Genomic DNA, 23,466 nt, shown 5'->3' with positions numbered 1-23,466 from the left:
GAATATTCCTGGTTATCTAGGACAGCCCCAAAGATAATTATCGGCCGGGGGAGCAGAGAGGCGTGCTATTTGAATAAGAAAGGCTACCTGAAAAATAGTTGCACTTCTTTTTCAGGTAGCCTTCAAGCTGGCGGCATCAATTATCCAGCAAATCAGCCCAGGTTTCCGGCTGTGTCCACACAATGCGCGGTACGTTCAGGTGGCGGTTGTGTGGTGCATCGTAGAGGCGGTGTTGCCACAGGGGCGGCAGGCTGCCTTCGATAGTGGGCTTGTCGTCGATGAGGATGTCGCCGCGCACCCAGGTTTTGTCTTTGGCGATAATCACGCGCCGTGTCCATTCTGCGCCCAAGTGTTGCTCCACCCAGGCGATTTTCTCGCCGGCGCAGTAGCGGTATTGGTTTACCGGCGCGGTGCATATACGCACGTCGTGGCCGGCAGCCAAAAGGGCGTGGGCAGCTTCCACTGCGCCGGGCATGGGCGGCAGGCTTTCGAAAAAACCGACTGCGCCGTAGAGTTCGGTCGCGTGCGGGCGCAGGTGCTCGGGCAGGCGGTCGCGGATATAGAAAATGTGTTCTTTGCCTTCTATCGGCGCGTCTTCGCCGAAGCGGCCGCGCCAATGGCGGCGGAATCCGCTTTCAAAGTCGGCGAGCACGTTGTCTTGGTCGAGCAGGATGAGCATGGCGGGCTTTCTGTGGTGTGTTGGGATAAGGCTGGCTGAAAAGTTGGTAGCACGATTATAAGGTTTTATCGGGCATCTAGGTTTGGGCTGTCAATTTTCAAATGCCAATGCCCGGATGCCTAAATTTGTGGCATGGCCTGTTGGGCTGAAAAGGCTACCTGAAATTTCAGGTAGCCTTTGCTCTGTTTGCCCTAATCAATTTGGTAGTGCAGCAATCGATAGGCATGGCGGATTTTAGGAAATAGGCGCATGAGCCAGTAGTTGAGGCCGATGTCTTTGGCTTCGGGGAAATCGGTCATGTGTTTGGCAGACACAAGATGGAGGTTGGCGGCCCAGCTTTCCATTTGGCGGTCGTCGTCACAGGCGAAATCAAAGCTGGCACGGGCGTGTTTGAGGGCGTCGTGCTGGTCGGAATGTTTCACCATAAACGTGCCGGCCACGTCGAAGGCAATTTCGCCGCGGAAGCGTTGGGCAAGCTGTTGGAACAGTTCGCGCACTTGGGCTTCGGCGAAATACATCAGCACGCCTTCGAGGATAAAGAGCACGGGGGCGGCAGGGTGGCTTTGGTGTAGCCGTTCCATCCAGCCGGTGTCAAATGCGGAAGCGGGGATGAGGGTTTCGTTGGCTTGCGGCGGCAGTAGTGTTTCGCGCAGGGCGATCACGTCGGGCAGGTCGAGCTGGTAGAAAGGGGTATGGTCGGCGGTGCTACCGAGCCGCTCACGGCGGCCGTCGAGCCCGCAGCCGAGGATGGCAATGATGCCTTCGGGGTGGCGGCGGATGAAATCGGCGGCGACTTGGTCGAAATAGCGGGCGCGCAGGGCTGTGCCCACACGGCTGTTGCGGGCGGAGCGGAATCGGGTGAAGTCGTAGTCGATTTGCGGCACAAGGCGCAGGGCGGCCGGGTCGTTCAGTATCGGCCGGCTTTGCTGTGCGTCAAGGTATTTCATGTAGAGTGGAATCAGCAGGGTTTCGCTGACGGCGTTTTGGATTTTTAGCATGGCATCTCTCCTGAACCGGGCTGCCTGCAGGCGTTTCCTTAAATGGAGATTTGAGCTGTACAGAAACCGGGTTGCAGCTCTGCTTTCAGGTAGCCTGTTGGGCTAAATAGAAATGAGAATCTTACAAAAGAGATTGTACACCTGAATAAGCAGCTTGAGATGATGCGAAAGGCTACCTGAAAGCTCTAAAGCGGCTTATCTGGATCGGTTGGAGTAGCTATATTGTGGAAGAGTGCCGGCTGCTTCGCAGTGTTTTCAGGTAGCCTTCCTGCTTGAAAACCAAGCCAAACCTCCCAACTAGCAAAGTGTTGTCGAAGCGGCGACTATGCGTATACCGAATGCGCCTGCCGCTTCAGGCTACCAGAAACTCCCACCACATAAGGAATCCCCATGAACCCCGTCTTCCAACCCTACACCTTCAACAACGGTGCCACCGTTCCCAACCGCCTCGCCGTCGCCCCGATGACGCATTTCGCCTCGGATGAAAACGGCCACATTACCGACCAAGAGCGTACGTTTTTGCAAAAACGCTTCCGCGGCTTCGGCCTGTTTATTGCCGCCGCCACACTGGTGCAGGCCAACGGCAAAACCTTTAACGGCCAGCCATACGCCATCAATGAGGACGACCTGCCCAGCCTGCGCGAAGTAGCCCAAATCGCCAAAGCGCAAGGCGCGAAAGCCATCTTGCAAATCCACCACGGCGGCAAACTCGCCCCCAAAGAACTTTGCGGCGACATTGTCGCCCCGTCCGCCGATGAGGCCACGGGCGCGCGCGAACTGACCACTGCCGAAATCGAACAACTCGTTGCCGCCTATGCCAATGCCGCCACCCTCGCGGCGCAGGCTGGTTTTGACGGCGTGGAAATCCACGGTGCGAACGCTTACCTGCTGCAACAATTCGTGTCCGCCCAAACCAATCGCCGCACCGACGAATGGGGCGGCAGCCTGCACAACCGCCTGCGTTTCCCGCTGGCCGTGGTCGATGCCGTCGCTGCCGCCGTGAAAGCGCATGCCAAACCCGATTTCATCTTGGGCTACCGTTTCTCGCCCGAAGAACCCGGCGAACACGGCATCACCATGGCGGAAACCTTCGCACTTATCGACGAATTGGTGCAAAAACCGCTGCAATATCTGCATGTTTCCCTGTGGGACTTCTACAAATACGCCCGACGCGGCGCAGACACTAACCGCGCCCGCATGGCGCTGCTGCACGAACGCATCGCCGGCCGCCTGCCACTCATCGGCGTGGGTAACCTCTATACCGGCAGCGACATCGCCAAAGCATTTAATACCGGCTGGGCAGAGTTTATCGCGCTGGGCAAAACTGTGATGATTAACCCCGATTTGGCTGATTTGCTGCGCGACAACCGCGATGCCGACATTCAAACCGACCTCGACCCCGCCCGTGCCGACCACTACCGCCTGCCCGATGCACTGTGGCAACGCTGCCTCACCAACTCGCCGTGGTTGCCGCCCGTGAAAGGGATGGAGCGGCAGATTGTGGATATTTGAGCGTTTTAGACGGCCTTTAGAAGCTGAAGACTGTTTGAAAAATAGCAAAAGCAGCCTGCACTTGAGAAATTCAAAGTGCAGGCTGCTTTTTAGGTTTTCAGGTAGCCTTAACCCCGAATCAAAGCAACGCCCGTCTCACCGTCTCCTGCCCCTGTTGGTCCAGCCGCAGGAATTGGTGGATGATGCGTTCGGCATCGGGTGTGTCGGCGGCGGAAAACAGCGATTGCACGTAATCGTTTGCAGGCTGCTTTTTGATTTCTTCAGGCGTGCCGATTTGCACCAGTTGGCCGTTGTGCATCACGCCGATGCGGCAGGCAAGTTTCAGGGCTTCCTGCATATCGTGGGTCACAAACACGATGGTGGTGCCGAATTTCTGGTGAATCATGGCGATTTGGTCTTGCAGCACGGTGCGCACCAGTGGGTCAAGCGCGGAAAACGGTTCGTCCATCAGCAGCACTTGGGGCTTGGCGGCAATGGCGCGCAAAATGCCGATGCGCTGCTGTTCGCCGCCGGAAAGTTCGTGCGGATAGCGGTTGCGGTAGCGTGCGGGGTCGAGTTCCACCAGTTCCAATAATTCGTTTACGCGCGCTTTGCGTTCGGCTTTGGGCCAGCCCAAAATGTCGGGCATGAGCGCGATGTTTTCCGCCACGGTCATGGTGGGGAACAGGGCGATTTGCTGCAAGACGTAACCGATTTGGTGGCGGAGCTGGCGGATGTCGTAATCCTTAATGCGCTTGCCGTGCAGGTAAACATTGCCGTCGGTCGGTTCGATGAGCGCGTTAATCATGCGCAGGGTGGTGGATTTGCCGCTGCCCGAGCCGCCCACCAACACGAAAAATTCGCCCTGATAAATGGTCAAATCCAAATCGCGCACGGCATATTTGCCGTCATATTGCTTGCCTGTGCCGCGAAATTCGATAAATGGGATGGGGTTGTTTTGCATGGATGTGATTCCTGTATTAAGCAGGCTGATTTTTTGGTTTGCAGGCTGCCTGAAAGCAGAGCTTCAACGAAGTTAAACCCTCAATCCGTCTTCGCGCCTGCAATCATCTCTTGCTGTCGTGCCACAATTTTTGCCGCCATTTCTAAAAACAACTTTTGTTCGTCTGCCGACAAATCTGACAAAGCCGTTTGGTTGATGGCTTTGGCAATTTCCGTGGACTGCTGTTGCAAGGCACGAGCTTGCTCCGTCAGCATAATCAGGCGGCTGCGCGCATCGTCGGGATTCGGTTCGCGCGTAATCAGGCCGTCACGCTCCATCCGCGCCAAGGTGTTGGCAATCGTTGCCTGCTTCAAATCGGCGCGCTCTACCAATTCCTGTTGGCTCAAACCGTCTTTCTGCCACAGTTCCAGCAATATCGGAAATTGCGCGGGGGCGATGCCCAAAGGCTTTAAACCTTCGCCCAATAAAATGGCAAATTGGCGGGCAATGTGGTTCATCAGATAGCCTGCCGATTCAGTTTTGAAAACTTCGTCCACTTTGTTTCCTTTCAAATCAGATTGTTGCGGATTATATCACAAATATAGCTTGCTATCTTAATTCATAGCACGCTATACTTATTTCAACTCGATAGCTTGCTATTTAGATGCTTTCAGACGACCTATTTTAAATGTTCAAAGGAAACCATAATGAACCGCAATACTTTACGCAAAATCCACGCCGCCGCAGGAGTGGGCGCATTTTTATTCATCGCTTCGTTTTGGAGTAGCACCGTGTTGAGCGAACTCTTCGGCTCGCACGAAACCGTCGCCGCCGTGAAGCAAACTATTGTTTATGCGCTGTTCGGGTTGATTGCCTGCATGGCAACCGCAGGCGCAACGGGCATGAAAATGGGCGGCAAAAGCAAACACGCCGCGATTGCCGCCAAACGCCGCCGTATGCCCTTTATCGCCGCCAACGGAATGTTGATTTTGCTGCCTTGCGCGTTTTTCTTAAACAGCCGCGCCGCCGCAGGACAGTTTGACAGCGTGTTTTACATCGTCCAAAGCATAGAACTGATTGCAGGCGCGGCCAATCTGACGCTGCTGGGCTTGAGCATGAAAGATGGTTTTTCTATCCGCAAGCCGAAACAGAAATCCGCCCCACTTCATGTATAGGTAATGAGTGCCAGAATAGCGCGTTGAAATAAAAAGCAGCCTGCACCTTGTTTTCAAAGTGCAGGCTGCTTTTGGGCTTTCAGGCTGCCTGAAAACACTCCCTGCCGGTTTCACTTTCCTAACAACCCATTTTTCTCCAAATAATCCCGCGCCACGTTTTCCGCGCTTTCGCCTTGCACTTTCACGCGGTAGTTCATCTCGCTCATTTCCGTTTCGCTGATTTTGCCGGCCAATCGGTTCAGCGCGGCCACGATTTGCGGATTTTTCGCGGCAAATTCGGCTTTCATCAGTGGCGCGCCCTGATAGGCGGGGAACAGGGCAATATCGTCTTTCAGCAGGCGCAGCTGGTATTGCTTCAATTCGGCGTCGGTGGAGAAGGCTTCCACTAGGTCGATTTTGTCATTCAGCAGCGCGGTGTAGCGCAGGGCGGGCTCTAGGCTGACAATATGTTTCAGCGTGATACCTGCTGCCTGCATGCCTTTGTAGCCGTCTGCCCGGTCGGTAAACTCCAGCGAAAAACCGGCCCGAATATCGGGTGCAGCCTGCTTTAAGTCGCTGATTGTCCTCAATTGGTGCGCCGCGCCATAACTTTCTTTGACTGCCAACGCATAAGTGTTCTGATAAGACATCGGCGGCAGAAACTCTAACTGATATTGTTCCGCCAATAATTGTTTGCCCAGTCGATAGGTTTCGTCGGGCGACAGGCGGCGGTTCTTTTGTTCGGGCGGCACTTGCACTAAGGTTTCCAGCACCGTGCCGGTGAATTCGGGATAAATGTCGATTTCGCCGCTATTCAGTGCATTGAACAGGAAGGTGGTTTTGCCGAAATTGGGTTTGACTGTAACCTTGATATTCGGATTTTCACGTTCAATCAATAACTTATATATATTAATCAGAATATCGGGTTCGCTGCCCATTTTGCCGGCAATCACCACGTTTTGCGTGGCAGGCGTAAATGAAATCTGCGACAGGCTGAGTGCGCCGAAGCTCACAGCCAATGCAAGAATAATCGGCAACTTGCGTCGCGATTTTTGCAACAGCCTGATAATGCCGCTTACGCCGACAGCCAGTAACGCGGAGAGCAATGCACCGGTAAACGTCATCGTCATGTTGTTGCGGTCGATACCGAGCAGAATCAGGTTGCCCAAGCCGCCCGCGCCGATTAACGCCGCCAGCGTTGCCGTGCCGACAATCAGCACCGCCGCCGTGCGGATACCCGAAATCATGGCAGGCAACGCCATCGGCAGCTCAATCCGCCACAATGATTGCCAACGCGATAGCCCGAATGCGGTGTACGCATCTTGAATCGATTGGTCGATTTGGGTCAGCCCCAAATAGGTATTTTGAAAAATCGGCAACAGCGCGTATAGCGTGAGCGCAATCAAGACGGGCGGCGAACCGATACCGACAAACGGAATCAGCAAACCCAGCAGTGCCAAAGAGGGGATGGTTTGCAATATATTGGTGAACTGCAATACCGCTTCGGCCGCACGCTGTCTGCGCGCAAACAACACGGCGGCAGGTACTGCAATTGCCATTGCCGCGAGCAAAGCCAGTCCGGAAAGCCATAAATGCGTAAGCAGCATTTGCCAGAGTTCGGCGGGGGAAAAGGGGAGGGATGCGGGCATGGGATTTGGCCGTGTTGATGGTTAGTGGGTTGAATGGTATAGGGGTTTTGGGCGTGTGGCAAGGAATGGCGGCATGAAGGCGGAGGTGGGAAAAACAGCCTGCACTTTGAATTTACCAAGTGCAGGCTGCTTTTTAGGTTTTCAGGTAGCCTTTATTAGGCGATATAGGCCTTATCTACGCGTTTCTCTTTGCTATTTAAACATCCCCAGCACCTCTCCCAACAGTTCGACGCGCCATATTTCGTTGGCAGGATTGTCCAATGCGGTAGTGAGGGCGGCATATGCTTTATCTGCACGCGAGCCTTCTATTTTTGCAATTTTGTCGAGAATGCCCGCTGCTTCATGCGCCATTTCGAAATTGCCGTCAATCAGCCAGCCGATGGCTTTCTCAAACAAAGGCTTCGCCGGATAGTTTGCCAATGCATAAATCAGCGTACCGCGAACTTTGGCATATTCCGCACTGTCTAGTGCGGCCAAAATCAACGGGTAGATTTCCCGATTGCGTTGTTCGGCAAGGTCTAAAATCAGTGGGATTTTGTCCCGCAGCGGGGTTTGTGGATTTTTGATTTGTTCAATCAATTCGTTATTGTTCATTTTATTTCCCAAGCCAAGCCATCAGCATGGCAAAGGCTACCTGAAAAGTCCCCAAATGCTCGGCAAGATTCAGTCCCTTACAACCCCAATTCCCCCCAAATCTCATCAATCTTAGCCGTAACCGCAGGGTCTTTTTTGATCACCCGTCCCCATTCGCGGTCGGTTTCGCCCTGCCATTTGTTGGTTGCGTCCAAGCCCATTTTGCCGCCGAGTCCGCTGACGGGGCTGGCGAAGTCGAGGTAGTCGATGGGCGTGTTTTCCATCAACACGGTGTCGCGCACGGGGTCCATGCGCGTGGTTACTGCCCAGATGACTTCTTTCCAGTCGCGCACGTCCACATCATCATCGACCACAATGATAAATTTGGTGTACATAAACTGTCGCAGGAACGACCAGCAGCCCATCATCACGCGCTTGGCGTGTCCGGCGTACTGTTTTTTCATGCTCACCACCGCCATGCGGTAGGAACAGCCTTCGGGCGGCAGGTAGAAATCGGTGATTTCGGGGAATTGCTTTTGCAAGAGCGGTACGAACACTTCGTTCAACGCCACGCCCAAAACGGCAGGCTCATCAGGCGGTTTGCCTGTGTAGGTGGAGTGGTAAATCGGGTTTTCGCGCATGGTGATACGTTCGACCGTGAACACGGGGAAATGATCCTGCTCGTTGTAATAGCCCGTGTGGTCGCCGTATGGGCCTTCCAACGCGGTTTCGTTCGGATGGATGACGCCTTCCAACACGATTTCTGCGCGTGCGGGCACTTGCAAATCGTTGCCGATACATTTCACCAGTTCCGTCCGCGAACCGCGCAGCAGTCCGGCAAACTGGTATTCGCTCAAGGTATCGGGAACGGGCGTTACCGCGCCCAAAATGGTGGCGGGGTCGCAGCCGAGCACGACGGCGACGGGATACGGCGTATCAGGATTGAGTTTGCGGAATTCCTGATAATCCAACGCGCCACCGCGATGCGACAGCCAGCGCATAATCAGCTTGTTTTTGCCGATTAATTGTTGGCGGTAAATGCCGAGATTTTGGCGTTTTTTGTGCGGACCGCGCGTGACAGTCAAGCCCCATGTTACCAGCGGCGCAACGTCTTCCGGCCAGCAATGCTGAATCGGAAGTTTATACAAATCAACGTCTTCACCTTCCCACACGATTTCCTGACACGGCGCGTTTTTCACCACGTTTGGCGCCATACTCCAAATGTCTTTCAACAGCGGCAGTTTGGAAAACGCGTCTTTGATGCCTTTGGGCGGTTCGGGTTCTTTCAGATACGCCAGCATCTGCCCGATTTCGCGCAGTTTGGACACGCTGTCCGCGCCCATGCCCATCGCCACACGTTCGGGCGTGCCGAACAGGTTCGCCAACACGGGATAATCGTAGCGCGTGCCGTCGGGCTTAATCGGGTTTTCAAACAGCAACGCCGGCCCTTCGGCACGCAGCACGCGGTCGGCGATTTCGGTCATTTCCAAATGCGGGGAAACAGGATGCGCGACGCGCTTGAGTTTGCCTTGCTGCTCGAGCATGGCGATGAATTCGCGTAGGTCTTTGTATTTCATTGGGTTGCCTTCTGATTTAAGGCTGCCTAAAAATGTGGATGGCGTTTCAGGTAGTCTTTATAGCCTATTTCCCGTGCAACACCCGCTGGGCGGCTTCGATTTTGCCGGCGAGGATGTCGGGCAGGGTGGCGATGGATTTGTCGATGGCGTCTTCGATCAGCTCTTTTTCTTCGCGGCGGGGTTTTTTCAGTACGTAGTTCACGACTTCGTTACGGTCGCCGGGGTGGCCGATGCCCAGGCGCAGGCGGTAGAAGTCGGGGCTACCGAGGCGGGCTTGGATGTCTTTGAGGCCGTTGTGGCCGCCGTTGCCGCCGCCGAGTTTGAATTTGATGCGGCCGGGTTCGAGGTCGAGCTCGTCGTGGATGACGAGGATTTCCTGCGGCTGGATTTTATAAAACGAGGCAACGGCCTGCACGGCTTGGCCGGAGAGGTTCATATAGGTTTGCGGCTTGAGCAGGCGGATTTCGCCGCTGGGGCGGGTGCTGCGGATGAGGTGGCCGAAGAATTTTCTGTCGTCTTGCCAATGGCTGTGCCATTGCTGGGCGAGCTGGTCGAGCAGCCAGAAGCCGGCGTTGTGGCGGGTGTCTTCGTATTCTGGGCCGGGGTTGCCGAGGCCGACGATGAGTTTGATGGGCATGGGTTTTCCTTGTTGGTTCGGGCTACCTGAAAAGGGGTTGGCTGTTTTAAAGTGGTTGAACTGTGCTTTTAGGTAGCCTCTTTATCCAGTGTGAGGTGCGGCAGGGCGAGGTAGGCTTCGGACTGCATTTCGGTGAGGCGGCTGGCGCTGCGCACGAATTCGTTGGCGAAGTCGCCGTGGGTGTAGATTTGTTCGGGCGGCACGGCGAGGCTGGCGCTGAGTTTGACGCGATAGTCGTAGAGTACGTCGATCAGCCAGGTGAGGCGGCGGGCTTCGGCGCGTTCGGTTTCGTTGAGCTGCGGGATGTGTGAGACGAAAATCATGCGGCTGGTTTCGGCCAGGGCGAGGTAGTCGGCCTGGGAGCGGGGGCCGCGGCACAGGGCGTCGAAGTGGAACCACACTACGCCGTCGGCCTGGCCTTGGGTGGGGATTTCGCGGCCGAGCAGGGGCAGGCTGCCGGGCTGGGGGGCTTGGCCGGAGTGCCGTTCGAACAGGGCGGCGAGATGAGTCTCGCTCTCGGCATCGTCGGGGATGAAAAAGATGTCGGCGGGGCTGAGGCTGCGTTGGCGGTAGTCTTGGCCGCCGTCTACGTTGAGGATGTCGAGGCTTTTTTCGAGCAGGGCGATGGTGGGCAGGAAGCTGCTACGGTTTTGGCCTTGCGGGTAGAGCCCGGCCGGTTCGTAGTTGGAGGTGGCGACGAGCACTACGCCTTCGGCCAGCAGGCCTTCGAGCAAGCGGCCGAGAATCATGGCGTCGGCGATGTCGCTAACGTGGAATTCGTCGAAGCAGAGGATTTGGACATCGCGGGCGATGTCGCGGGCCACGGCTTGCAGGGGGTTGGCTTGGTTTTTGTATTCGCGCATGCGGCGGTGGGCTTCGGCCATGAAGGCGTGGAAGTGTACGCGGCGGGCGGTGCCGGGCGGCAGGCAGCCGTGGAAGGCGTCCATCAGGAAGCTTTTGCCGCGCCCGACGCCGCCGTAAAAATAGAGGCCTTTGGGCGGCTGGGCTTTTTTGCCGAAGAGTTTGCCCAGCAGGCGGCCGCGTTGCTGGCGGTGGGCATTGAGCTCGTGCCAGAGCTGGTCGAGGCGGCGGATGGCGGTTTCTTGGGCGGTATCGCGGATAAAGCCGGGCTGCTGGGACGCGGCCTGATACCAGCTCAGGGGGCTGTGGCCGGCGAAGGGGGGCGGGGTGAATGTGGTCATGATGTGTGTTTGGTGGGTTTCAGGTAGCCTTTATCGCGAAAACGCTGCTTGCTTCCTACGCCGTTGGCTTGTTGCCCGGCATGAAAAATAAGTGTTTCCGCTATATGGCGGGGGATGGATGAAAAACTGCGCTATTTTGCCTGATATGGCGGGGGATGAACAGGTGTGATCGGGCGGGGAAGCGGGTGGGCTATGGCTGGAATATTTCACTTTCATCTCGCGTGGGCTTGTCTTGCCGTACTGGCTGCGCCGCCTGGTATGAAGAAATCATTATTCAGGCTATAGATAGCCGCCAGATTGAAGGCTACCTGAAAATCTTGAATTCGTTTTCAGGTAGCCTTTTGTACGCTGCACTACGTTGGGCTTAGCGGATGCTTTCCAATGCCTGTTGCAAGTCGGCAATCAGATCGGCAGTGTTTTCCAGGCCGATGGAGAGGCGGATGAGGCCTTCGCGGATGCCGGCTTCGAGTTTGGCTTGGGGCTCGAGGCGGCAGTGGGTGGTAGTCCAAGGGTGGGTGATGGTGGAGCGCACGTCGCCGAGGTTGGCGGTTTTGGAGAATACTTTAACGCGGTCGATCACTTGCCAGGCGGCGCTTTGCCCGCCTTTGAGCTCGAAGGCCACCACGATGCCGCCGCCGGATTGCTGCTTGGCAGAAAGCGTGGCTTGAGGATGGTTTGGCAGGCCGCTGTAATACACTTTGGCCACTTCGCTGCGTTTTTCCAGCCATTCGGCCACAGCCTGCGCCTGGGCGCTTTGTTTTTCGACACGCAGCGGCAGGGTTTCGCAGCCGGAGAGCAGCACCCAGGCGTTGAACGGGGAGAGCAAAAGGCCGGCGGAGTTGGTGTATACCGCCACTTGCTCCATCAGCTCGGCGCGGCCGCACACCACGCCGCCCATCATGCGGCCGTGGCCGTCGATGGCTTTGGTGGCGGATTGCACGGATAAATCGGCACCGAATTTGAGCGGCTGCTGCAGGGCGGGGGAGCAGAAGCAGTTGTCCACGGTGAGCAGGGCGCCGTTGCTGTGGGCGATTTCGGCCAGCGCGGCGATGTCGGCCACTTCGTTGAGCGGGTTGGACGGGGTTTCCACAAACAGCATTTTGGTGTTGGGCTTCATGGCGGCGCGCCAGGCGGCAGGGTCGGTTTGCGGCACGAGGGTGACTTCGATGCCGAAACGGGTTACGTGGTTTTGGATAAAGCCCAAGGTGGTGCCGAACAGGCTGCGGCTGGTGACGAGATGGTCGCCGGCGGAAAGGAAAGTGAGCAAGGCGGCTTGGATGGCGGCCATGCCGGTGCCGGTGGCGATGCCGGCCTCGCCGTTTTCGAGCAGGGCGATGCGGCGGGCAAAGGCGGAAACGGTGGGGTTGGCGGTGCGCGAGTAGGTGAAGCCGGGTTTTCTGTGGGCAAACAAATCGGCGCCGTCGGCGGCGGAATCAAACATGAAGCTGCTGGTGAGGAACAGGGCTTGGTTGTGTTCGTTGTAGTCGGTTTGCTCTTTGGCGCCGCGGATGGCGAGGGTTTGCGGATGAAGCGGTTGGGTCATGGTGTCTTTTCCAGGTGAATGAATAGGGAGGATAGGGTTTTCAGGTAGCCTCAATTTTGCCTGATCAGGCTACCTGAAAAGCAATTTTCGTGCAGTTGAAAACACAATAGCAAATAAACAATGCGGCAAACGGCCTTAAGCATACTCTTTTTGCCTGCCGCCGAAAACCCGCTGCCTAAGATAACCAAAGCTGGCGGGCAAAATTGCCAATCAGCAGGCACAGCAAAGCCATAAAGCCGTAACGCAGCCAGCGGCTGCCGCCGAGCACCGCCAGCTTTGCGCCGCAGAAGCCGCCGCTTAGGTTGGCCGCCGCCAGCGGCAGCGCCCAATGCCACAGCACATGTTGGCTGGGGATGAAAAAGCTCAGTGCGGCCAGATTGGTCATCAGGTTGATCACCTTGGCGCAGGCGGTGGCGGTGAGGAAATCGTAGGCAAAAAAGCGCACGAACACGAAGGCCAGCAGGCTGCCCGTGCCAGGGCCGAACAGGCCGTCATAAAAGCCGATGGCCGCGCCAAACGCCGTGCCCAGCAGCATTTCGCCCCGCGTGAGCGCGTGGGTGCGCTCGGTTTGCCCCAAATCTTTGCGGAAGAAGGTGTACACAAACATCGCCACCATAATCACCAGCATGGCCGGTTTCATGTATTGCACCGGCACATAGGCCACCAATTTCGCACCGGCGAACGAAGCGGCGAAGGCCAGCACGCCGGCGGGCAGCAGCATTTTCCACGGCAGCTGCAGGCGGCGGGCAAATTGGCCGGCGGCGGTGAAGGTGCCGGCGAACGAAGCTGCCTTGTTGGTGCCCAGCACGGTGGGCACGGGCGTGGTCGGCGGCAGCACGCCGAACAGCGCGGGCAGCTGCAACAGTCCGCCGCCGCCAACGGCCGCATCCATCAGCCCGGCCAAAAAGCCGGTGATGAGCAGCAGGATGAAGGGAAGTTCCATGGGTTTCTCCGTTGATGATGGGGCAGGGCGGCATTGCGACGCTGGCGTTTTGTTTGTCTCTTTTAGATTTCAGGTAGCCTTAACGGCAGCCGGGGGGAACGCTTGCTTCCGCTCACAGCCGCACGTTGTGGCAGGCTTCGTACACCGGCAGCAGGCGGTGCAGGGTTTCGACTAGCCAGGCCGTGCTGTCGGCCTGCTCCAGTTGGTCGCGCTCCAAGTGGCGGCCGAGGCAGAGGAAGTCCTGCGGGCTGCGCAGGGCGAAGGCTTCGGGCGGGGCGGCGGCGATGGCGGGGTAGCCGGCGTATTCGCTGTCGTTGCCGTGCCAGATTTGGAAGTCGGCAAATTCGGTATGCGGAAAATCGGCCAAAGCCTGTTGGTAGCAGGCCAGCGGCAGGGTGGAGCGGGCGGCGCGGTATTCGTGCCATTCGAGGCTGGCGGTGAGCCTGCGGCGGTTGAGCAGCAGCGAGAGAATCACCGCCGTATCGGCATGGATTTGATATTTGAAATAGGCGAAAAAATGGGCACGCACCTGCCAGCCGTTGCACCAGCGTTCGATATGCGGCGGGGCAAAGCCTGCGCCCAATTCGGAGGCTACCTGAAAAACCAACGCGCGCCACACTTGCCACGCGGCTTTGTAGTCGGCCTTGGTTTGCGCTTCGGTTTCGGGCTGGTATTGGCGGATTTGGGCGAACTGGAAAAACGGGCGTTGGAACAGGTCGCAGCTTTGCGGGGTGAGCATGATGGATTGGCGGCTGGCAAGAAAGGTGGAAAGGCTACCTGAAAAATGGGGTTTCAGGTAGCCTCAATGAATGTTGGGGCTGCCTGAAATCGGTTTTTGAACGGGAAATGGGAACGGGCATCCGTGTTTTATTAGGCATACGATAAAAGGCTACCTGAAACCTTTTTCAGGTAGCCTTTCCGTTTTATTTTTCCAGCGCGGCTTGCAATCTTTGCTCCAGCACGTCGCTGTCGAAGGATTTGGCGATCACTTCAAAGCGGCTGTCGCGCCGCCAAGCCACTTGGTTGGCGCCCCATTGGCCTTCGCTCCAGTTGAGCCACACCCAGCTGCCGAGCACTTGGAACACGCCTTTGGCGCGGATGAGGCCTTCGCACAGTTTGGGCAGGTCGTTGAAGAATTTGGTGAGCTTTTCGCCGTCGAAGCTGCTGCCGGCAGGGAAGGTGTAGCCTTGCGACTGCAGACCCATGCTGTTGTCGGGCAGCTCTTTGATGCGGTAGCGGCTTTTTTCCACCACCGGGGTTTCCAGCAGGGTGATGTCTAAATAGGCGTCGGTGGTTTCCAGCACGGCGGCTTTGGGCGGGAAGAGCTGGGCGGCTTTGCTGCGGAAGGCGGCCATTTCTTCGGGGCTGCACATGTCGGTTTTGTTGGCAATCAGCACGTCGGCCACGCTCACTTGGTCGCGGTAGAGCGGCTGGTTGGCGTAGTCGGGGTTGGTGAATTGGCGCGGGTCGACCAGGGTAAACACGGCGCCGATATCCAGCATTTGGTCGAAGGGTTTGGCGCGCAACTCGTCGATCACGCTGGCGGCGTGTGCCAGGCCGCTGGCTTCGATGATGATGCGGTCGGGCTTGTTGCCGCTCACCATGCGGTTGATGGTGGTGCCCATCTGTGCGCCGGCCACGCAGCACAGGCAGCCGCCGGCGATTTCGGCCACGGGAATGCCACTATCGCTCAACACGGCGCCGTCGATGCCGATTTCGCCGAATTCGTTTACCACGATTACCCATTTTTCATCGGGGCTTTTCTGCTCCATCAGGTGGCGCAGGGCGGTGGTTTTGCCTGTTCCCAAAAAGCCGGAAAACAGATGTACTTTTGCTTTCTTTATTGCTGACATTGTTTGCATATTCCTGTTAAAACAACATGTTCTTCTTTTAGTTTAAACCCGCCCGCGGCTACGCCGGCGCACAGCGCCTGCCATTCGCGGGAGAGGGTTTGCTCATCGGTGTTGCCGCACTCGGTACACACCAAAATGAAGGCGCTGTGGTGGTGTTGCTGCTCGTCGCTGCTGTGGCAGTGGGCGTCGCAATGGTGGCGGGCATGGCTGCATAAAACGTAGCCGTTTACTGCGGCCACTTTGTGCAGCACGCCGTGTTCGGACCAGAAATCGAGCGCGCGGTAGGCGGTGGGCGGCGCCACCACGCCGTTGCTCTGCTGCTGCATTTGCGCCAGCACGGTGTAGGCTTTAATCACGCCTTCCTGCCGCAAAACGATATCCAACACCTGCTCGCGCAGGGCGGTAATCTGCAGGCCTTGCTCGCGGGCACGGGTGATGATGGCGGTTTTGTAGTCGGGTGCGGAGTGCTTGGTCATGGCTGCTTCCTATGATTATTGGCTGGGGTGGCGCACAACGGCGAGCGGGTTGAAACTCTGCGCCACAGGCATGATTTCGATGCTGTTCACGTTCATGTGCGCGGGGCGCCGGTAGAGCCACAGCACGGTATCGGCGATGTCTTCGGGGCGGAGGTAGTCCACGTTTTTATATAAATCGGCGGCGCGTTGGTCGTCGCCTTTGAAGCGCACGTTGGAAAACTCGGTGTCGCCGCACAGGCCGGGCTCGATATTGCTCACGCGCACGCCCGTGCCGGCCAAATCGGCGCGCAGATTGAGGCTGAATTGGCGCACATAGGCCTTGGTGGCGCCATACACATTGCCGCCGGGGTAGGGGTAGGTGCCGGCTACCGAGCCGAGGTTGATTACATAGCCGCTGCCGCGCGCCACCATGCCGGGCAGCACTTGTCGGGTGAGGTAGGTGAGGCCGATGATATTGGTTTGAATCATGGTTTGCCAGTCGGCAAAATCGGCTTGATGGGCCGGGTCTAAACCCAATGCCAGGCCGGCGTTGTTGACCAGGCAGTCGATCTGGGCAAAGTTTTCAGGTAGCCCTTTGAGTGCGGCATCCACCGAGGCGGTATCGCCTACGTCCATTTGCAGCGGCAGGAAGTTGGCGCCCAATTCCGCGCGCAGTTCGTCCAGTTTGTCGGCACGCCGCGCTGCGCCGATCACGCGGTAGCCCGCTGCGGCGAGGGTGCGGCAGATGGCCCGCCCGAAACCGGCCGATGCGCCGGTAACCAAAATGCTCATGATTGCCTCCGTTGTGCTGGATTGCTGGATATAGCCGGGGTGCTCCTCTATACCTGCGGCATTGGCTCGCCTTGCAGGAATAAATAACGGCTTTGGCTAAAAGCAATAGTATAACACCGGCAGCTTGCCGGCAGCTTTAAAATGGCAGCAAGGCTATAGCAAGCCAACTTAACTTTCGCTACAGTGTTGGTTTGCCTTGCCATACTTCTGTACTGTCTGCGGTTTGCCGCCTTGTCCCATTCTTATTTCTGATCCACTATATTTTCAGGTAGCCTCGGGCGGAATGCCTTCATTCTGACGGATAGAGGCGGGGCGGCGGTATAAGGCTACCTGAAAACCGTGCTAGAATGCCCGCCTTCCGCATTTTGGCCAAAGGCTTGTTGATATGGCACGTCATCCCTACCGCCGCCTGCGTTCGGCGCGTTTCGCCCTGCCCGAAGTGGGCATTTCCGAACATGGCAACATCCGCTCGCTGCATTTGGGCAGCGAAACGGTGCAAAGCTCGATGAATGTGGATTATCCCGCCGAGCTGGTGCTCTCCTACAGCCGCGCCATGATGGCCTGGCTCCTGTTTGCCGAAAACGTGCGCCACATCACGCAAATCGGGCTGGGCGGCGGCTCGTTTGTGCGCTGGATCGATGCCCACCTGTCCGAGGTGGCGCAAACGGCGGTGGAAATCAACCCGCAGGTAATCAGCGTGGCGCGCGGCCTGTTTGAGCTACCGTTTGAGGGCGAAAAGTTTGAAATCATCGAGGCCGACGGCGCGGAATACATCAAAACCCTGCGCGGCGGCACGGATGTTTTGCTGGTGGACGGCTTCGACGGCGTACAGATTATCGATGCCCTGGTGGCCGAGCCCTTTTTTGCCGACTGCCGCACCGCCCTGAGCGAACACGGCATTTTCGTCACCAACTGGTGGAGCGGCGACAAGCGCTACCCGCTTTTCCTGCAACGGCTCGCGCAGGTGTTTGATCAGCGCGTGTTGTGCGTGCCCGCCGAAACCCACGGCAACGTGGCCGTGCTCGCCTTCCAAAACCAAGCACCCCAGCCGCTGGCGGCCTTGCAGAAAAAAGCCGCCAAGCTGAGCGAGCAATACGGCCTGGACTTCAAAACCATGCTGCACCAGGCGCACGTGCCGCCGGGCAGCACTTGGCAGTGGCTGCGTTGAGGCTGGCGGCTATGACAAAGGCTACCTGAAAAGCATTTGTGCGGGCAGCGAGTGCCAGACTTATCGAATGAAATAAAGGCTACCTGAAAAACTATATGGTTTTCAGGTAGCCTTTTGGTATGCCCTATTTATACGGCTGCGGCGGTGAAGCGTTGGTGCAGATGCGCTTTCTGCTCCACATCATCGGCAATCGCAATGGCCAAATCTGCCACGCTGATGCCGGCCGGCACCTCGCCCGCCATCAGGAGTTCATCGCCGCCCAGGCGGTATTGGCCGGTGCGCTCTTCGCTGAAGCCACCGTCGGCACCAAGACTGGCGGGCGGGGAAATCATCGCCCAGTTCACATCGGCATGTTGGGCTTGCAAGTCGCGCAGCAGATTGCGTGCGGCGTTGGCGCCATCGAAAATTTCTTTCGGGAACTCGGGCGTATCAATCAGCTGCACGCCGGGCGCCACAAACAGGCTGCCCGCGCCGCCCACGGCCAAAAGATAGGGCACTTTCGCCGTTTTGGCTGCCGCCAGGATGGCTGCATAGCCGGCGGTGAAATCGCGGCCGATGTTCGGATTGGTCCAGCCCGGGTTGAACGCGCTCACCACCGCATCAAAGCCGGCCAGTTGCGCGGCAAAATCGGCCGCATGCACATCGGCCTGCACGGCTGTTACATTCGGCGCAGCCAACGCCTTGCCTGTGTTGCGCGCAAAGGCGGTTACCTCATGCCCGCGCTCAGCCAGCTCGCGCACCACGGCGTTGCCCACATAACCAGTTGCACCGATTACAGCAAATTTCATATTTAGCTCCTTAAGTTTTGTTGATTAATTACGATGGATCGCATTCTAAATGCGTTCTTTAATCTCTTGATAATCCGCTGTAAACTGTTTACGCTATGAAGCTCAGCTAAACAATGGAGGCCATGATGGCGCAAAAAACCCTGTATTTAGGTCGCGAGCCCGAGCAATTCACCCCCGGCCAAGAGCTGGTGTTGGAATCTTTTTTCGAACAAAGCCCCTATGGCGTGGTGTTTGAAGACGATTGCGGCACCGGCTATTTCTATGCCGTGCACCAAGAGGAAGGCATCCTCGATGCGCTGCATATTTATAACGTGGACGATGTAGCCGATCGCCATATCCCATCTGAAATCAGCATTCTATGGAGCGAAGACCTCGGCCTGGCCGCGCTTGATATCAACGGCTACATCCACGCCGTGTTCGACTTTGCCGCCCATGCCGGCTACTGCCGCAACGCCTTCCCCGAGGCCGATGGCGACTGGCTGCGCGAGCCCAACCGCCTGCTGAGCGATGAGCTGCTCGACCAACTGTTGGGCGCATAAACCATGCACAATCAAATTGTTCAGGCCGGCAACCGCTTCAGCCTGTCGTTTGCCGGTTTAGGCGGCCACGAACGCTACTTTTTCTCGCAACACGCCCCAAGCGGCCACGAGCTGGCCAAAATCATCCGCCGTATCATGCGGGAGGAAAACATCAAAAATGTCGAGCTCGCCGCAGAGCAAGACAGCCTGACGCTCACCGCCAAAAAACGCCGCCCCTTGGAAAGTATCTGCACCCGGCTTGAGTTTGAAATACGCGTGTTTGAAGGCAGCGCTTATACAGTGAAGACAAAAAACTTGTTTAAGTAAACCTTCTATGGACGACCTCAAACCCCTGCTCGCCTTCGCCGCCGTGCTCGAACACGGCAGTATGAACGCCGCCGCGCAAGCCTTGGGCATGACCCCGTCTGCCGTGAGCCAGCACATCAGCCGGCTGGAAAAGCTGCATGGCGTGAAGCTACTACACCGCAGCACCCGCCGCCTGGCCCCCACCGATGCCGGCCAAGCACTTGCTGCCCATTGCCGCCGTCTGCTTGCCACCGTGCAAGACACCCGCACCGCGCTCGACGGCCTCAAAACCGACATTGCCGGCAGCGTGCGCTTGGCCGCGCCCACCGGTTTAGTGAATGCTGCCGCCTTTCAGCACGCCCTGCGGCGCATCCGCCGCGAACATCCCGCCCTCAGCCTTGAATTACACTTTGGCGAAGCCATTGCCGAACTGCGCGAAGGCAGTATCGATATAGCCCTGCGCGGCGGCGGTCATGCCTTAGACGAGCCCGACCTGGTTGCCCGCCGGCTGGCCGAATGGCCTTGGCAAATTTGCGCTGCTCCGGGCTACCTGAAAGCCGCTCCCGCCATTACCCATCCTGCCGATTTAGCCGCCCACCCTTGGGTGTACCACCTGCTGCCGCACATTGAGCTCTCACGCGGCAGCGAACGCTACCTGCTCAGTATTGATCACGGCACGGTGTGCAACCAGCTGGCCGCCGTGCGCCACTTGTGCGAGGCCGGCCTCGGCCTTGCCCTGATTATTGCCGGCGAAACCCGCGATGCCGTTATCCAAGATCGGCTACAAATCCTCCTGCCCGATTGGCAGCTGCCCGCCGTTACCCTCTATGCCGTAACGCCCCACCGCGTTCAAGCCGCCCGCACCGCTGCTGTGTTGCGGATATTGCAGGAGAGCTTTGCGGAGGAGGCGGAGGCTACCTGAAAAATACGTTGGGGTGCAGATAGGTGCTGATGGTTCGCGCGGGCAAGCAGTTGCCCAGCCCAACGGAGAAGCCTGCTCGGAAGAAGCAAGGATGGTGGCTGAATTGTTGGGGCGTTGGCGGAAATGATATGATGGACAGCCGTTATCCATAACGGAACTGCCGCAGACTTCTATAGTGGATTAACAAAAATCAGGACAAGGCGGCGAGCTGCAGACAGTACACACGTTACGGCAAGGCGAGCCAACGCTGTACTGGTTTTTGTTAATTCACTATATCAAGTCAGCCTGCATAAAATATCAATCTAATGAAAAGGAAAAATATGATGTTATTGAGCAATATTGAAACTGTTCCCGGCCGCACCATCGTCCGCCATTTGGGATTGGTCCAGGGTTCGACCGTGCGCGCCAAACACGTCGGCCGGGATTTTATGGCGGGCTTGAAAAACCTGGTTGGCGGCGAACTGAAGGGCTACACCGAACTGTTAAACGAAGCCCGTGATGAGGCGATTGCCCGTATGATCGAACAGGCGCGTCAGGCCGGAGCCAATGCCGTGGTAAATGTGCGTTTTTCCACCGCATCCGTAGCGGCAGGGGCTGCCGAAATCTTTGCCTACGGTACAGCTGTGGTTTTGGAATAGGGGGCTGCGATGTCGAACGACAACGATGGGTTCTCCGTCATCCTGTTGCTGATATACCTGTGGCCGGTTTGGCTGCTGATTATCACCTATTTCACCGGCCGCCACATCGAGCGGAAACATTATGCCGATATAGAGGCGCGGGAAGCTGCGCTGCGGCATATTATGGTGATTGCCGTTAAAAAACCGCCGCAGGACTTTAGCGGCGGGGAATTGGTTTATACGGGAGTTGTGGTTTCTAGCGATTATTTCCGCCGTATGCTGGCAGCGTTCCGCAATTTTTTCGGCGGCAATATCCGCAGCTACGAAACCTTGCTCGACCGTGCACGGCGCGAAGCCGTACTGCGCCTAAAAGAACAGGCCGCAGCGAAAGGGGCAAATGCCGTGTTGAATTTCAAATTGGAAACAGCCTCTTTGGACAATATCTATCAACCGCAACAAGGTGGTGTGGTAGGTACGGTTGAAGTGTTGGCTTATGGCACGGCAGGACGGCTGTCTTAGCCGGCTCAGTCCCAGCATAATTGATACAAAGAATACAAGGACATCTGAGGTTTTTAGACGGCCTTGTATTTTTGGCTAAACCGAATGACAGCAAGTATCGGAGGACAGTTATACCCACATACTCTCTTGCAGGTAGCCTGAAAGAGGGCTACCTGAAAACGTTGGGTTTGCTAACCCAGCCTACTCGCTAAATTAGATAAAAGTGCGTTATATACAATATCGTCTATTGTGGATTTCGGGGTGAAATTTACAACCATGCATTTAATCTCGTTAATAATTCTTATGCTTATATCTTTACCACTTATAATGGCGTTAATGGTATCTATAGTGGCAATTTGAACGGCATATGAATTCCCCCTGAAAATTGAAATACAAAGATCTAATGCATTAGAAAAATTTTTAGTATCAGACAGTATGCTAATAAGTGCTAAATACCATAGTTCGTTTTTTTGATTCTGCAAGATATCGAATAAATGCTTCCATTCAGCATCGTTAAATTTATTTAAAATATCAATAGCATCAAGTATTAAATAATCATACCAATAATTATCAAACTCTCCCCTATATTTGGATAGTATGCTATCTAATTCAAATATGTGCTCCATATAAAACCTATATTTATATTGTTTGAAGACCAACAGGCGCAGAGTGGGGATAAATACCCACTCTGCAAAAATCCGGCAATCACTGTTTTCAGGTAGCCTTTAATGAACAAGGCTACCTGAAAAACGCTACAAATATTGTTTGCTCAGATACACGCTCACGAGCAGGCCGCTGGGGTGGTGGGGGCTTTGGGCCAGTTCGATGCGGCCGCCGTGGCGTTCGGCGATGGTGCGGGCGATGGAGAGGCCGAGGCCGGTGCCTTCCTGGTCGCTGCCGAGGATGCGGTAGAAGGGGTCGAACACGCGGCTGCGTTCGGCGGGTGGGATGCCGGGGCCGTTGTCTTCGATGCGGAAGATGATGTGGCCGGGGGTTTCTTCGGCACTCAAGTCGATTTGGCTGCCGGGCGGGGTGTAGCGGATGGCGTTGTCGGCCAGGGTTTTGACGAGGGTATAGAGGTCGGCTTCGTTGGCGTGGAAGACGGGGTTGGCGGGGCTGGATACGCCGAGGTCTTGCTCTTTGGCTTCGGCCAGGGGCAGGAGGTCTTCGATCACGCTGCGGAAGAGGTCTTGGCTGGCTAGGCGCTCTTGGGAGCGCTGGGCTTCGGGAGCTTGGGCGCGGGAGAGGGAGAGGAGTTGCTCGAGCAGGCGGCGGTTGCGGTGGATGCCTTGCAGGAGGCTGGCGAGCTGGCCGGCGGCCGGCTCGGGCAGACTGTTGGCGGCCAGGCGTCCGGCTTGCAGGGAGAGGGCGGTCATGGGGCTGCGCAGTTCGTGGGCGGCATCGGCGATGAAGCGCTGTTGCTGCTGCATGGCTTGGTGGGTGCGCTCGAGCAGGCGGTTGATGGCTTGGATGAAACCGCGGATTTCGTTGGGGATGTTTTCGGTGCTCAGCGGGGCGAGGTCGCTGCTGCGGCGCGCTTCGAGGCTTTGGGAAAGGCGGTGCACGGGCTGCATGGTGCGGCGGACGATGAAGATGGTGAGCAGGATGCTGAGGGGGGCGAGCAGGATGAGCGGCATGGCGCTGTTCCAGGCGGCATGTTCGGCCATGTCTTCGCGGAAGTCGTTTTCTTGGAGCACGGCAACGGGCCCCTGGGGGGTGTGGCGGATATAGGCTCGGTAGGTGTCATTACCATCGGGCTCTTGGAAGGTGTGCAGGCCTTCGGGCAGATTGGCGGGAAGGGTGATGTGGTCGTCATCATCGTCGTCATCGTCATCGTGGGCTCTAGCACGGTCGCCGGCGGGGGTTTGGATGCGGATGTGGGCGTCGCGCTGGCTTTTGGTGTTTTCAGGTAGCCTGTTGGGGTCTATGTGGGCGGCGATTTGGTGCAGGAGGTCGTCTTGCAGTTTGTTGGTGCTGCGGTAGCTGTCGTAAAAGGCAAAGCCGCCGGCCAGGAGTGCGGCGAGCAGCAGGGAGGCACTGAGCGCGGCGGCCAGGCGCAGCTGGATGGAGTGGCGGAAGGGGATGGGGAGGTTCATGGAGTGTCGGTTGGGTGTGGGCTGCAGCTTGGATTTTATAGTGAATTAACAAAAACCAGTACAG

Annotated in this window: 26 protein-coding genes; 8 read left to right on the top strand and 18 right to left on the bottom strand. The window is 57.0% G+C overall.

All coding sequences use genetic code 11. The features are described from left to right. Positions 1 to 136 precede the first annotated feature (136 nt). A complete protein-coding gene (locus tag HMPREF2796_RS05810; RefSeq protein WP_049257650.1) occupies positions 137 to 679 on the bottom strand; it encodes a 5' nucleotidase, NT5C type in 543 nt (180 codons plus the stop codon). Positions 680 to 870: 191 nt separating this feature from the next. Then, positions 871 to 1,677, bottom strand: a complete 807-nt coding sequence (locus HMPREF2796_RS05805) for a class I SAM-dependent methyltransferase (RefSeq protein ID WP_070631704.1) — start codon at positions 1,675 to 1,677, stop codon at positions 871 to 873. Positions 1,678 to 2,067: 390 nt separating this feature from the next. Here HMPREF2796_RS05805 and HMPREF2796_RS05800 point away from each other — a divergent pair, with 390 nt between their 5' ends. Next, positions 2,068 to 3,189: an NADH-dependent flavin oxidoreductase gene (locus HMPREF2796_RS05800; protein WP_070631702.1), complete on the top strand. Its 1,122-nt coding sequence runs from the start codon at positions 2,068 to 2,070 to the stop codon at positions 3,187 to 3,189. Positions 3,190 to 3,307: 118 nt separating this feature from the next. On the opposite strand, the gene HMPREF2796_RS05795 is transcribed toward HMPREF2796_RS05800, so the two are convergent. Continuing rightward, on the bottom strand, positions 3,308 to 4,132 hold the full coding sequence (locus HMPREF2796_RS05795) for an ABC transporter ATP-binding protein (protein ID WP_070631699.1): 825 nt from the start codon (positions 4,130 to 4,132) through the stop codon (positions 3,308 to 3,310). 80 nt (positions 4,133 to 4,212) lie between these two features. Continuing rightward, positions 4,213 to 4,629: a MarR family winged helix-turn-helix transcriptional regulator gene (locus tag HMPREF2796_RS05790; protein ID WP_210385350.1), complete on the bottom strand. Its 417-nt coding sequence runs from the start codon at positions 4,627 to 4,629 to the stop codon at positions 4,213 to 4,215. Between the two features lie 189 nt (positions 4,630 to 4,818). Here HMPREF2796_RS05790 and HMPREF2796_RS05785 point away from each other — a divergent pair, with 189 nt between their 5' ends. After that, positions 4,819 to 5,286, top strand: coding sequence for a hypothetical protein (locus tag HMPREF2796_RS05785; protein WP_070631693.1), 468 nt, complete (start codon positions 4,819 to 4,821; stop codon positions 5,284 to 5,286). Between the two features lie 110 nt (positions 5,287 to 5,396). On the opposite strand, the gene HMPREF2796_RS05780 is transcribed toward HMPREF2796_RS05785, so the two are convergent. From HMPREF2796_RS05780 to HMPREF2796_RS05730, 11 genes are all read right to left on the bottom strand, one after another. Then, on the bottom strand, positions 5,397 to 6,914 hold the full coding sequence (locus tag HMPREF2796_RS05780) for an ABC transporter permease/substrate-binding protein (RefSeq protein WP_070631691.1): 1,518 nt from the start codon (positions 6,912 to 6,914) through the stop codon (positions 5,397 to 5,399). Positions 6,915 to 7,106: 192 nt separating this feature from the next. Then, positions 7,107 to 7,508 carry a hypothetical protein gene (locus HMPREF2796_RS05775; protein ID WP_070631687.1) on the bottom strand — a complete coding sequence of 134 codons (402 nt, stop codon included), beginning with the start codon at positions 7,506 to 7,508 and terminating at the stop codon, positions 7,107 to 7,109. A gap of 77 nt (positions 7,509 to 7,585) precedes the next feature. Further along, a complete protein-coding gene (gene ubiD / locus HMPREF2796_RS05770) occupies positions 7,586 to 9,064 on the bottom strand; it encodes a 4-hydroxy-3-polyprenylbenzoate decarboxylase (RefSeq protein WP_070631684.1) in 1,479 nt (492 codons plus the stop codon). Positions 9,065 to 9,128: 64 nt separating this feature from the next. Continuing rightward, positions 9,129 to 9,701, bottom strand: a complete 573-nt coding sequence (gene pth / locus HMPREF2796_RS05765) for an aminoacyl-tRNA hydrolase (protein ID WP_064089350.1) — start codon at positions 9,699 to 9,701, stop codon at positions 9,129 to 9,131. 68 nt (positions 9,702 to 9,769) lie between these two features. Further along, positions 9,770 to 10,903 carry a cell division protein ZapE gene (zapE, locus tag HMPREF2796_RS05760; protein ID WP_070631681.1) on the bottom strand — a complete coding sequence of 378 codons (1,134 nt, stop codon included), beginning with the start codon at positions 10,901 to 10,903 and terminating at the stop codon, positions 9,770 to 9,772. A gap of 364 nt (positions 10,904 to 11,267) precedes the next feature. Continuing rightward, the gene (gene metZ, locus HMPREF2796_RS05755; protein WP_070631677.1) at positions 11,268 to 12,446 is read right to left on the bottom strand and encodes an O-succinylhomoserine sulfhydrylase; all 1,179 of its coding nucleotides are present in this window, start codon (positions 12,444 to 12,446) and stop codon (positions 11,268 to 11,270) included. Positions 12,447 to 12,621: 175 nt separating this feature from the next. After that, positions 12,622 to 13,389, bottom strand: coding sequence for a sulfite exporter TauE/SafE family protein (locus HMPREF2796_RS05750; protein ID WP_070631674.1), 768 nt, complete (start codon positions 13,387 to 13,389; stop codon positions 12,622 to 12,624). 112 nt (positions 13,390 to 13,501) lie between these two features. Further along, positions 13,502 to 14,128 carry an HI_0552 family protein gene (locus tag HMPREF2796_RS05745; protein ID WP_070631670.1) on the bottom strand — a complete coding sequence of 209 codons (627 nt, stop codon included), beginning with the start codon at positions 14,126 to 14,128 and terminating at the stop codon, positions 13,502 to 13,504. A gap of 184 nt (positions 14,129 to 14,312) precedes the next feature. Then, complete coding sequence (locus HMPREF2796_RS05740; protein WP_070631667.1) at positions 14,313 to 15,242, bottom strand: CobW family GTP-binding protein; 930 nt, start codon at positions 15,240 to 15,242, stop codon at positions 14,313 to 14,315. Next, positions 15,230 to 15,718: a Fur family transcriptional regulator gene (locus HMPREF2796_RS05735; protein WP_070631665.1), complete on the bottom strand. Its 489-nt coding sequence runs from the start codon at positions 15,716 to 15,718 to the stop codon at positions 15,230 to 15,232. The genes HMPREF2796_RS05740 and HMPREF2796_RS05735 overlap by 13 nt, the downstream gene beginning before the upstream one ends. 15 nt (positions 15,719 to 15,733) lie before the next feature. Continuing rightward, complete coding sequence (locus HMPREF2796_RS05730; RefSeq protein WP_070631662.1) at positions 15,734 to 16,489, bottom strand: SDR family oxidoreductase; 756 nt, start codon at positions 16,487 to 16,489, stop codon at positions 15,734 to 15,736. Between the two features lie 385 nt (positions 16,490 to 16,874). Between HMPREF2796_RS05730 and HMPREF2796_RS05725 the strand changes: the two genes are divergently transcribed. Further along, positions 16,875 to 17,657, top strand: a complete 783-nt coding sequence (locus tag HMPREF2796_RS05725; protein WP_070631659.1) for a polyamine aminopropyltransferase — start codon at positions 16,875 to 16,877, stop codon at positions 17,655 to 17,657. Positions 17,658 to 17,785: 128 nt separating this feature from the next. On the opposite strand, the gene HMPREF2796_RS05720 is transcribed toward HMPREF2796_RS05725, so the two are convergent. After that, on the bottom strand, positions 17,786 to 18,445 hold the full coding sequence (locus HMPREF2796_RS05720) for an NAD(P)-dependent oxidoreductase (protein ID WP_070631656.1): 660 nt from the start codon (positions 18,443 to 18,445) through the stop codon (positions 17,786 to 17,788). 125 nt (positions 18,446 to 18,570) lie between these two features. Here HMPREF2796_RS05720 and HMPREF2796_RS05715 point away from each other — a divergent pair, with 125 nt between their 5' ends. The 5 genes from HMPREF2796_RS05715 to HMPREF2796_RS05695 all read left to right on the top strand — a co-directional run bounded on the left by HMPREF2796_RS05715 (position 18,571) and on the right by HMPREF2796_RS05695 (position 21,327). After that, positions 18,571 to 18,984 carry a DUF2251 domain-containing protein gene (locus HMPREF2796_RS05715; RefSeq protein WP_070631745.1) on the top strand — a complete coding sequence of 138 codons (414 nt, stop codon included), beginning with the start codon at positions 18,571 to 18,573 and terminating at the stop codon, positions 18,982 to 18,984. A 3-nt stretch (positions 18,985 to 18,987) separates the two neighbouring features. Next, entirely contained in the window at positions 18,988 to 19,290 is a 303-nt protein-coding gene (locus tag HMPREF2796_RS05710; protein ID WP_070631653.1) for a hypothetical protein, read from the top strand. 7 nt (positions 19,291 to 19,297) lie between these two features. Then, complete coding sequence (locus tag HMPREF2796_RS05705) at positions 19,298 to 20,191, top strand: LysR family transcriptional regulator (RefSeq protein ID WP_070631650.1); 894 nt, start codon at positions 19,298 to 19,300, stop codon at positions 20,189 to 20,191. Positions 20,192 to 20,511: 320 nt separating this feature from the next. Continuing rightward, positions 20,512 to 20,829 (top strand): YbjQ family protein, encoded by a 318-nt coding sequence (locus HMPREF2796_RS05700; protein WP_234404255.1) that lies wholly within the window; start codon positions 20,512 to 20,514, stop codon positions 20,827 to 20,829. Between the two features lie 9 nt (positions 20,830 to 20,838). Beyond that, positions 20,839 to 21,327 (top strand): YbjQ family protein, encoded by a 489-nt coding sequence (locus HMPREF2796_RS05695; protein WP_070631647.1) that lies wholly within the window; start codon positions 20,839 to 20,841, stop codon positions 21,325 to 21,327. 170 nt (positions 21,328 to 21,497) lie between these two features. Here HMPREF2796_RS05695 and HMPREF2796_RS05690 read toward each other — a convergent pair whose 3' ends face one another. Further along, positions 21,498 to 21,932 carry a hypothetical protein gene (locus tag HMPREF2796_RS05690; RefSeq protein WP_070631645.1) on the bottom strand — a complete coding sequence of 145 codons (435 nt, stop codon included), beginning with the start codon at positions 21,930 to 21,932 and terminating at the stop codon, positions 21,498 to 21,500. A gap of 126 nt (positions 21,933 to 22,058) precedes the next feature. Further along, the gene (locus HMPREF2796_RS05685; RefSeq protein ID WP_070631642.1) at positions 22,059 to 23,402 is read right to left on the bottom strand and encodes an ATP-binding protein; all 1,344 of its coding nucleotides are present in this window, start codon (positions 23,400 to 23,402) and stop codon (positions 22,059 to 22,061) included. Positions 23,403 to 23,466: the final 64 nt, after the last annotated feature.

Origin of the sequence: Eikenella sp. HMSC071B05, from assembly GCF_001811325.1 — a bacterium.
In the GTDB taxonomy this organism is placed as follows: Bacteria; Pseudomonadota; Gammaproteobacteria; order Burkholderiales; family Neisseriaceae; genus Eikenella; species Eikenella corrodens.
The sequence above is the reverse complement of the archived record's forward strand: the minus strand, read 5'-3'. Positions and strand labels throughout refer to the sequence as shown.